8 protein-coding genes and 1 pseudogene are annotated in these 9,718 nt (G+C 71.7%); 4 read left to right on the forward strand and 5 right to left on the reverse strand.

Annotation, left to right across the window (positions count from 1 at the left end):
* Positions 1-6: 6 nt before the first annotated feature.
* Positions 7-948 (forward strand): DUF1259 domain-containing protein, encoded by a 942-nt coding sequence (locus AC1DXK_RS28665; protein ID WP_477299561.1) that lies wholly within the window; start codon positions 7-9, stop codon positions 946-948.
* Between the two features lie 346 nt (positions 949-1,294).
* A pseudogene (locus tag AC1DXK_RS28670) lies at positions 1,295-2,287 on the forward strand (IS481 family transposase); the annotation flags it as partial.
* Positions 2,288-2,302: 15 nt separating this feature from the next.
* Here the strand turns inward: AC1DXK_RS28670 and AC1DXK_RS28675 are convergent.
* On the reverse strand, positions 2,303-2,518 hold the full coding sequence (locus AC1DXK_RS28675; protein ID WP_012318997.1) for a hypothetical protein: 216 nt from the start codon (positions 2,516-2,518) through the stop codon (positions 2,303-2,305).
* A gap of 266 nt (positions 2,519-2,784) precedes the next feature.
* Between AC1DXK_RS28675 and AC1DXK_RS28680 the strand changes: the two genes are divergently transcribed.
* Positions 2,785-2,985: a hypothetical protein gene (locus AC1DXK_RS28680; protein ID WP_457105489.1), complete on the forward strand. Its 201-nt coding sequence runs from the start codon at positions 2,785-2,787 to the stop codon at positions 2,983-2,985.
* A 62-nt stretch (positions 2,986-3,047) separates the two neighbouring features.
* Complete coding sequence (gene fae / locus AC1DXK_RS28685; protein ID WP_020092273.1) at positions 3,048-3,587, forward strand: formaldehyde-activating enzyme; 540 nt, start codon at positions 3,048-3,050, stop codon at positions 3,585-3,587.
* Positions 3,588-3,626: 39 nt separating this feature from the next.
* Here fae and AC1DXK_RS28690 read toward each other — a convergent pair whose 3' ends face one another.
* From AC1DXK_RS28690 to AC1DXK_RS28705, 4 genes are all read right to left on the reverse strand, one after another.
* Positions 3,627-4,115 (reverse strand): hypothetical protein, encoded by a 489-nt coding sequence (locus tag AC1DXK_RS28690; protein ID WP_457105488.1) that lies wholly within the window; start codon positions 4,113-4,115, stop codon positions 3,627-3,629.
* Between the two features lie 44 nt (positions 4,116-4,159).
* Positions 4,160-7,462 carry an error-prone DNA polymerase gene (locus tag AC1DXK_RS28695; protein ID WP_457105487.1) on the reverse strand — a complete coding sequence of 1,101 codons (3,303 nt, stop codon included), beginning with the start codon at positions 7,460-7,462 and terminating at the stop codon, positions 4,160-4,162.
* Positions 7,459-9,114, reverse strand: coding sequence for a Y-family DNA polymerase (locus AC1DXK_RS28700; RefSeq protein ID WP_457105486.1), 1,656 nt, complete (start codon positions 9,112-9,114; stop codon positions 7,459-7,461). The genes AC1DXK_RS28695 and AC1DXK_RS28700 overlap by 4 nt, the downstream gene beginning before the upstream one ends.
* Positions 9,041-9,718: ImuA family protein (locus AC1DXK_RS28705; RefSeq protein ID WP_477299560.1), on the reverse strand; the 678-nt coding region annotated here is incomplete at its 5' end. The genes AC1DXK_RS28700 and AC1DXK_RS28705, both read right to left, overlap by 74 nt.

A 9,718-nucleotide genomic window follows, 5' to 3' on the forward strand; every position in this document is an offset into this window, starting at 1 on the left:
CGTCGCTTGCTTGCATCCATCGCCGTCTTGGGCGCTCTCGTGACCCGTGCGTCAGCCGTTGAGCCCTGGCAGGAGGCCATCGCGACCGGCCTCGGGAAGCCCGGCACGGCGATGCCGGGTGGTGTCTACCGCGTCGGCCTGCCCCGGACGGACCTGAATGTCACCCTCGACGGCGTAACCCTAAAGCCATCCTTCGCCCTGGGCTCATGGCTGGCCTTCGTGCGCCACAACAACGAGGTCATGGTCATGGGGGACCTCGTCCTGACCGAGGACGAGGTAAGCCCGGTCATGAAGCGCCTCGTCGAGAACGGAGTCGAGATCACCGCCGTCCACAACCACCTGCTTCGGGCCTCTCCGAGCACCCTCTACATGCACCTCTCCGGGCACGGCGAGCCCGGGAAGCTCGCCACGGTCCTGGCGGGGGCGCTCGGGGCGAGCCGGACGCCCTTCGGCGGCGAGACTGCCGGCGGCACCCCACCCATCGGGACAACCGGGTCGGCCTCGGCCGGCGAGGGTCCGGTCTCGGCGAAGGCGACCGCATCGGACCAGACGCTCGATCTCGACACCGCCGCTATCGACCAGGCGCTCGGCCACAAGGGCAAGGTTAATGGCGGCGTCTATGCCATCAGCGTGCCGCGCTCCGAGACGCCGAAGGATCACGGCATGGTCGTGCCGGTGGCGATGGGCTCGGCGATCGCCATCAACTTCCAGCCCACCGGCGGCGGCAAGGCCGCCATCTCGGGCGACTTCGTGCTCACCGCCGATGAGGTGAACCCGGTGATCAAGGCGCTGCAGGCCAACGGCATCGAGGTGACGGCCCTGCACAATCACATGCTCGACGACGAGCCGCGGCTGTTCTTCATGCACTTCTGGGCCAACGACGACGTGGGCGAGCTCGCCAAGGGCCTGCGCGCGGCGCTCGACCAGGTGAAGGTCACCAAGGGCTAACGGACGGGAGCGCACTCATGCTCGCTGGAAACCCGAACCGTCCTCTCGGGATGGTAGTGATGCTCGCCTTCCTGTCGGCGGCCACACCCGTAGCCGACGCTGCCGAGTGCGCGACATCCTCTTGCGTGCCGAACGAGCGAGGCGCCCCGTCGGGCGGGCCACTGACGGGCTCGGTCGCCATCCGGGAGAGAAGGACCAGAGACCTTTACCGGGCTTGCCGTGCCGATCAGGGGGAGGCCTCGGGCTGGTGCAGTGCCTACCTCTCGGGCGTCGCCGACACGCTCATGTTTGATCCCAGGGTTGATGGTGCAGTCTTCTCCCGCGAGTGGAATGACGCGCTACGAGCCAGGTTCAACACGGGAGCGCCGCGACGACAGCGGCAGTCCGTCGAGCGACACAGCGGACTCAAGCGAGCTTGATGGCGCTGGCGGCCCGTTACGGCGTCAACTCGAAGACCGTCGCGAAGTGGAAGAAGCGGTCCTCCTTGGCGGACCGGAAGACGGGGCCGGCGGCACCCCGATCCACGGTGTTGTCGGCCGAGACCGAGGCGGTGATCGTCGCCTTCCGCCGACACACCCTGCTGCCGCTCGACGACTGCCTCTATGCCCTACAGCCGACGATCCCGCCTCACACGCGCAAGCCTGCACCGCTGCCTCCAGCGCCACGGCCTCTCGCGGTTCCCCGAGGTGGAGGCGACAAGCCGCGACGGGCAGAGTTCAAGCGTTACCCGCTCAACTACCTCCACATCGATATCGCCGAGGTGCACACTGAAGAGGGCCGGCTCTACCTGCTCGTGGCCATCGACCGGACCTCCAACGACCGGACCTCCAAGTTCGCCTTTGCCGAGTTGCACGAGAAGGTCACGCGCCGGGTCGCCGGCAACTTCCTGCGAGCCGTTGCTGCCGCCGTTCCCTACAAGATCCACACCGTGCTCACCGATAACGGCACGCATTTTACCGAGCCGTCCGGCAACACCCGGATGCCGGAGGAGATCAGAGGGATGCGCGCCGAGGGGGTGCTATTCCGCTGCCACTCCTTCGAGGGCGCCTGCGCCGACCTCGACATCGAGCACCGTCTCACGAAACCGCGTCATCCCTGGACGAATGGTCAAGTTGAGCGGATGAACCGCACGATCTAGGACGCCACTGTCAAACGCTTCTACTACGACAGTCACGATCAGCTGCGGCAGCATCTCGCTGACTTCGTGGCTGCCAACAACTTCGCCCGCCGCCTTAAGACGCTACGCGGCCTCACGTACCATGAAGCGATCTGCAAAGCCTGGATGGACGTGCCCTCTCGGTTCACCCACAACCCGCACCATCAAATCCCGGGACCAAACATCCTAGTCGGGCCGTCAGGCGCCCGGCTTCGGGAAGGTCCGTTCCGCCGCATCTCCGGCGGCGGCCAGCAGGGCGCGGGCGAAGGCGCGGGCCTCCGCGCGGTCGAGTACGATGGCGGCGGTCACCGGCGCGCCGCCGAGGTCGGCGAGGGCGAGTTCCAGGCGCACCCCGTCGGGTACGGCGCTCGCCTGAAGGCTCCAGCCGGAGCCCCGATCCGTGCTCTCCGCCATCCCACACTCCTCCCGCCTGCCCCGTGAAGACGCCACAGGCGTCCGCCGGAACGGCCCCTGCTCAGGACGGTTCCCGAGAGCCGAGCCCAGCGCTTCCCTGCCTTGCCTGTCCGCGGACCTCAAGGCCGCAGGTCCCGGACCCGTGGTGATGCTGGTCGATAGGGATGTCGGCAGCCTCATCACGGCGGCCGAGAGAGGGCGCCGGTCTAGAGACCGTTACTCTCGCGGGTGCCTTCGTGCGGGCTGTCGCCGCATGGACGGGAGCCGTGCAGCGCGGGCCAGACTTCCTCGCTCTCAGTATCGCCATGGCGGCGGTGGACGCACTGCTTCCGATCCTGCCCGCCAACAGAGCCCTGCCGGCGGGACAGCGGGTGGAGGGCACAGACGCGGGGGTGGCCGACACCGTGTCGGGGGTCACCATCGCCTTCGCGAGGGCCGGCGTTGTCGACGGAGTCGGCCTGCTCTGAATCGATTGACGCGGGCGTCGCGATGATGTMTCCCGCGGGCTCCGATCAGGTGGAGTTCGAACATGCAAGAGATCTGGTTCCGCACGGGAGAGGCCACGGTGCTGGCGGCCGAGGGCCAGTACACCGACGCCATGCCGGAGGTGCTGATCGGCTCGGTGCGCGGTCCGGTCGGCCAGGCTTTCGCGTCGATGATGGGGCAGGTCCAGGGCCACACGCGGATGTTCGTGGTCCGCGACCTCAACCAGCTCGTGCGCCCCGCCACGATGATGACCACCAAGGTCACGATTCACACGGCCGAGTATGCCGAGCTCCTCGGCGGCGTGGTCCAGGCCGCCACCGGCGACGCGATCGTGGACTGCATCATCGAGGGCATCCTGCCCAAGGACGGACTCGACGAGCTGTGCATGATCATCATGATCTGGCTCGATCAGCGCTGCGCCGAGGACGACAACCTCGACCAGAAGGATCTCTACCGGACCAACTACGAGGCCACGAAGCTCGCCATCGCCCGCGCCCTCAAGGGCGAGCCGACGGTGGACGAGCTGATCGCCAACCGGAAGACCGTGAAGCACTACGCCCTCGACGGCGTGATCGAGTACTGATCAACCGCGCCGCCCGCATCCTGCCGGGGCAAGCCCGAATCATCCCGGCGGGATGCGCCCCACCGAGCACAGGGTCCGCATCGTGGTGCTGCCCGGGTCGGTATAGCAGGAGGCCGACCAGCCGTTCTGCTGGATGAACGACTTGCGCCGTTCCGACAGCGAGGTCCGGTAGGCGTTGGCGATGATCGGCTCGACGGTCGCGGCCGGTTGGCCGACGAGGATCTCGGAGGCCACCGACAGGTCGCGGAAGAAGGTCGCCGAGGGGGTCGGCTCGGCGGAGGTCGCCTGCACGATCGGCTCGGCCCGGCAGGTCACGTCGAACTTGATCGGGCCGGCCATGCGGATGTCGATGCTGGGGCCGGCGCGCTTGCCGACCTTGCCGCCGATCGCGCCGGCGATCTGGCGGGTGAGGTCGTCGCAGCTGTCGGCCCGGGCGTCCCCCGCCAGGAGCGGCAGGGCCAGCGGCAAGACCAGCGGCAGGGCCGCGCAGGCGGTGAGGAGAAGGCGCGGAACGGCGAAGCTCGACATGTGGGCACTCTACCCGCGGCGCGGGTCCTGTCGAGGGGCGGCCGTCAGTGGAAATCCCGGCTGCGGTAGACCCGCCGGTCCGGGGGCACGCCGAAATCCGTGTTCTCGGGGGGCAGCTTCAGCCCGGCCTCGCGCAGGTCGCGCAGGGAGGCGGTGAGATCGCGAAATCCCTCCGCCACGAGGTGGACCACCCCGCCGGCCCGCTGGATCCGGCCGCGCACGGCGAGGAACCGGGCCTGCATGGCGGTCCGGCGGTTGGCCTCGAACACGGTCTTCCAGACGATCACGTTGGCGATACCGGTCTCGTCCTCCAGGGTCAGGAAGACCACGCCCTTGGCGGTGCCCGGCCGCTGGCGGATCAGCACGAGCCCCGCCACCGTGACCCGCGCCCCCTGGGGCAGGGCGGGATCGAGATGCGCCCGGGCCGGGATCGCGCCGATCCGGGCGAGCCGCCCCCGGAAGAACGCGACCGGGTGCCCCTGCAGCGACAGGCCGGTGGCGGCGTAATCCTCGGCCACCGCCTCGGACGGGGCCAGGATCGGCAGGTCCACGGCCGGCTCGTGCCGGAACAGGCCGTCATCGGCGTGCCAGGCGAAGAGCGGCAGGGGCGCGTCGAGGAGATGGGCGCGGCGCTCACCGGGGTCGGCCAAGCTATTCCCCTTGGCGGCCTTGCGCGCCGAGGTTCCCTCCAGTGTGCGGACCATCCAGAGGGCGGCGCGCCGGTCGAGGCCCAGCGAGCGGAACGCGTCCGCCTCGGCCAGCCGTTCCAGAGCGTTGCGGGGCAGGGCGAGGGACGCCTGCAGGCCCTCGATGCTGGCGTAGCCGTTGGCGCGCAGGCGCACGAGCCGGCGCATGGCGGCCTCGGGCAGGCCGCGCACCACGCGCAGGCCGATCCGCACGGCGTGCAGCGCCGGATCCCCGGCCGGCTCCAGGGTGCAGTCCCAGTCGCTGGCGTTGACGCAGACGCCCCGCACCTCCACCCCGTGGGCGCGGGCGTCGCGCACGAGCTGGGCGGGCTGGTAGAAGCCCATGGGCTGGGCGTTGAGGATCGCGGCCAGGAAGACGTCGGGGTGCCGGCACTTCATCCAGGCCGAGGCGTAGACGAGGAGCGCGAAGCTCGCCGCGTGGCTCTCCGGGAAGCCGTAGGTGGAGAAGCCCCGGATCTGCGCGAAGCAGCGCTCGGCGAAATCCTGCGGGTAGCCCCGGCGGGTCATGCCGCCCACGAACTTCTCCGTGAACCCGCCGATGGAGCCGACATGGCGGAAGGTCGCCATCGCCCGGCGCAGGCCGTCGGCTTCCGCCGGGGTGAAGCCCGCCGCCGTGATGGCGATCTGCATGGCGTGCTCCTGGAACAGCGGCACCCCGTAGGTTTTTTTCAGGACCTCCTTCAGCTCGTCCGCCGGCCCGTGGTCCGGGTGCGGGGCCGGGTATTCCACCGGCTCTTCCCCCGAGCGCCGCCGCAGGTAGGGATGGACCATGTCGCCCTGGATCGGGCCGGGGCGCACGATCGCGACCTGCACCACGAGGTCGTAGAACTCCTTCGGCTTCAGGCGCGGCAGCATCGACATCTGCGCCCGGCTCTCGACCTGGAAGACGCCGACGGAATCGGCCTTGGCCAGCATCGCGTAGGTCTCGGAATCGTCCTGCGGCAGGTCGGCCAGCGTCTCGTAGAAGGTGCCGTGGTCCTTCTCCAGAAACTCGAGGCCGCGCTTGAGGCAGGTCAGCATGCCGAGCGCCAGCACGTCGACCTTCATCAGGCCGATCGCGTCGATGTCGTCCTTGTCCCACTCGATGAAGGTGCGCTCCGCCATAGCGCCGTTGCCCACCGGCACGGTCTCGTCGAGGCGCCCCTTGGTCAGGATGAAGCCGCCGACATGCTGCGACAGGTGGCGGGGGAAGCCGATCAGCTGGTGGGCGAGGTCCAGCGCCTGCCGGATCGCCGGGTTGGCGGGGTCGAGGCCGGCCTCGCGCACGTGCTTGTCCGGCATGCCGGTGCCCCAGGAGCCCCAGACCGTGTCGGCGATCGCCGCGGTCACGTCCTCGGTCAGGCCTAGGACCTTGCCGACCTCCCGGATCGCCATGCGCGGCCGGTAGTGGATCACCGTGGCGCAGAGGGCGGCCCGCTCCCGGCCGTAGCGGGCGTAGAGGTGCTGGATTACCTCCTCGCGGCGCGCGTGCTCGAAATCGACGTCGATGTCGGGGGGCTCGCCCCGGTTCTCCGAGATGAAGCGGGCGAAGAGCAGCCGGTGCTTGGACGGGTCCACCGCGGTGATGCCCAGGCAGAAGCACACGGCGGAATTGGCCGCCGAGCCCCGGCCCTGGCACAGGATGCCCTTGCCGCGGGCGAACTCGACCACGTCGAACAGGGTCAGGAAGTAGCGGGCGTAGTCCATCTTGGCGATGAGCCGGAGCTCCTCGCGAAGGGTCGCCTCGACGGCGTCCGGGACCTCGCCGGCATAGCGCCAGCGCGCCCGCTCCCAGGTCTTGTCCTCCAGGTATTCCTGCGGCGTGCGCCCAGGGGGCACCGGCTCGTCCGGATACTCATAGCGCAGCTGGGACAGGCGGAAGTCGCAGGCCTCGGCGATCTCGACGGTGCGGGCCACCGCCTCCGGGTGGTCGGCGAACAGCCGCACCATCTCGGCGGGGGGCTTCAGGTGACGCTCGGCATTGGCCTCCAGGCGGTAGCCGGCCTCCCCGATCCGGCAGCCTGCGCGGATGCAGGTGACCACGTCCTGGAGCGGGCGCCGCTCGGGATGGTGGTAGAGCGCGTCCGAGACCGCGACCATCGGGGCGCGGGCGACCGCCCCCAGCTCGGCGAGCAGGCCGAGGCGCCGCCTCTCGTCGCCGCGGCGCGTGTGGCTCGCCCCGAGGAAGGTCCGGGCCGGGGCCGCCGCGGCGAGCGCCTCCAGCCGCGCCCGAAACCCCTCTGGCAGGCGTCGGGCCGGGGGCATGGCGATGAAGATCTGCCCCTCGGCGGCCTCCAGCATCTCGGGGAAGGAGAAGCGGCACTCACCCTTGCGGACGCGCCGGTTGCCCAGGGTGAGCAGCCGGCAGAGGCGGCCCCAGGCCGCCCGGTCCATCGGGTAGGTGACGGCCTCGAACCCCTCCTCGGTGACGAGGCGCACCCCGGGCAGGATCCGGATCGCGGTGCCCTCCGCTTCGAGCGCCTGCGCCGCCGCATGCGCCCGCACCACGCCGGCCACGGTGTTGCGGTCGGCGATGCCGATGGCCGCGAGACCGTAGGCCGCCGCCTGCACGACGAATTCCTGCGGATGCGCGGCGCCGTGCAGGAAGGAGAAGTTCGTGGTGACGGCGAGTTCGGCGTACGGGACGTGAGGACTGCTCACGCGAACAGCCCGTGGACGTACCACGCGGCCGGTCGGTCGGGCGCGTGCGGCCCGTCCCGGTAGAGCCAGAGCCGGTGACCGGCCTCGCACTCGATGCGGTAGTAGTCGCGGTCGTGACCCGGAGCGCGCCACCATTCGGCGGCGATCCGTTCCGGCCCTTCGGCATGGGCGACCCTGTGGACCTGAGCGCGCCAGCGAAAGCGCCGGGGCGGCCCCTCCGGCACTGTGGAGAGCACGTCGACGGCAGCCTCGCCCCGGGGGAACAGGACCAGGGGGCGGGGCGGGAGGTGGTCGGGCCAGAGGGGGGCGGCACTCTGGGTTCCGGCCTGCTCAGGGCTCGACAGGAGGGTCTCTCCCGCGGCGACACGCGCCCTGCCTTCCCCCGCAGAGGAAGGAGGGAGGCGCGCCGATGCTCGGCCGTGGCCCTCCACCGATCCCCGCCCTTCCTCCGCAACCCAAGCACGGCCCCGATCGGACCGCTCCGGCAGGTGACTCGCCCGGGGCTCCAGGCGCAGCAGCGCCCGCCCGAGGCGCTGCGCCAGGACGTCGGCCAGGAAGCCGATGCCGTCGCCCTTGGCGTCCGCACCGAGATCCGTCTGGCGGGCCGGCATGGCGCCCGTCACCGTGACGGCGAGGGCCACCGTCTCGAAGCCGAAACCGGCGTCCAGGGCGGATCCCAGCCGGTCGAGGCGCAGGGAGACCAGGGCCGCGACTTGCTCAGGGTGACGCTCCGGACGCGACAGGCCGAGATCGAGTTCGCGCACCGCACCGTCGATCCGGTGGAGGGCGAGGCGCAGGGCGCAGGCGCCGAGCCCGTCCCGCTCCAGGCGGGGGGCGATCTCCGCCATCAGGTCCCGGACGGTCCGGACGATGTCCGATTGCCGGCCGATCGGGTCGAGGAAGCCGCGGGCCGCCGCATACGCCGTCGGGTCCGACAGGGGCGCCAGGGGCTCGGGCCTGCGGGCCAGGGCCTGGTCGAGGCGCAGCAGCAGGGCCTCGCCGAATCGACGGGCGAGGGGGCCGCGGGGCAGGGCGTCGAGTTCGCCGATCCGGCGCAGGCCGAGCCGCCTCAGGCCCGAGACCGTGCCGGGATCGAGCCGCAGGGCTTCCACGGGCAGCCCCCGCAGGGCCTCCGCAGAGCCGCCCGGTGGGACGACGCACCCCTCGCCCCCTCCCTGGCTGGCCAGCGCGAAGGCGGCGCCGGGCGTGTCGGCCAGCGCGATCCGCGCCGGGATGTTGCTCCGGGCGAGCCGGGCGGCCAGATCCGCGACGAGGTTCGCCTCGCCGCCGCGCAGGTGGCTTGCCCCGGCGACGTCGATGTAGAGCCCGTCCGCCGCCTCCGCCGGCCCGAACGGCGCCACCAGCGGCGCGTAGCCCGACGCCCAGCGGCAGAGGCGCAGCAGGGCCTCCCGGTCGGCGGCCGGATCGGCCGGATAGACCTGGAGCGGCACGCCGATCCGCGCCCGGACGCGGCCGAGGAGTTCGCCGGGCGTCAGGCCGAGGGCGCGGGCCTGCGGATCGAGGGCCACGAGCCGCAGGCCCCCAGGCCCCTCGGCCGCCACCGCCAGAGGTCCCGCCTCAGGCGCGAGGCCGGCCCGCCGCAGCCGCGTCACCGGCCAATGGCTCAGGCAGATGCAGACGATGCGCGGCATGGTCCCACTCCAGAAGCCACTCGCCGCCGCGTCCGTTGCGGCAGCGTTCGAGCCGCGCCCGCCAGCGCGGCCTGTCGAGGGCGCCGAACCGGTCCCGGGCTCCGGGCGCCGCGGCGATCCGCCAGCGGGTGGCGGCCCCGTTGGGCAGCCCGGCCGAGGCCGGCCGCAGGATCAGAAGGAGGGGCGGGGCGGATCCCTCCGCGGCGAGTTGCAGGCGCCGCCCCGGCTTCAGCGGCAGGCCCTCCCGCAGGAGGCCGACGAGCGCCGTGAGGCTGCGGGCGTGCAGCGCCGCTTCCAGCGCGCGGAACACCTCCGCGTCGCCCCCGGCCTCCAGCAGCAGCAACCGGGCCGGGTCGAGGCCCAGCCCCGCGAGCCCGTGACCATGGGGCAGGGGCTGGCCGGGGGCGGCGGCGACCAGCGCCGCCCCCGGCATCGCGGCAAGGTGGCGGGCGCAGAGCGCCAGGACGAAGCCGAGGGCCGCGATCCCGTCCGCGGGTTCGGCCGGCGCAATCTCGTGGGGCGGCCCCAGGGTGAGGCCGCCCCCAGGCAGGTGGGCGTCGAGGGCGGGCAGGCCCAGCGGCAGGACCGGGCGCAGGTCCCGGCC

It is taken from the genome of Methylobacterium sp. P3_A11 (genome assembly GCF_056403155.1).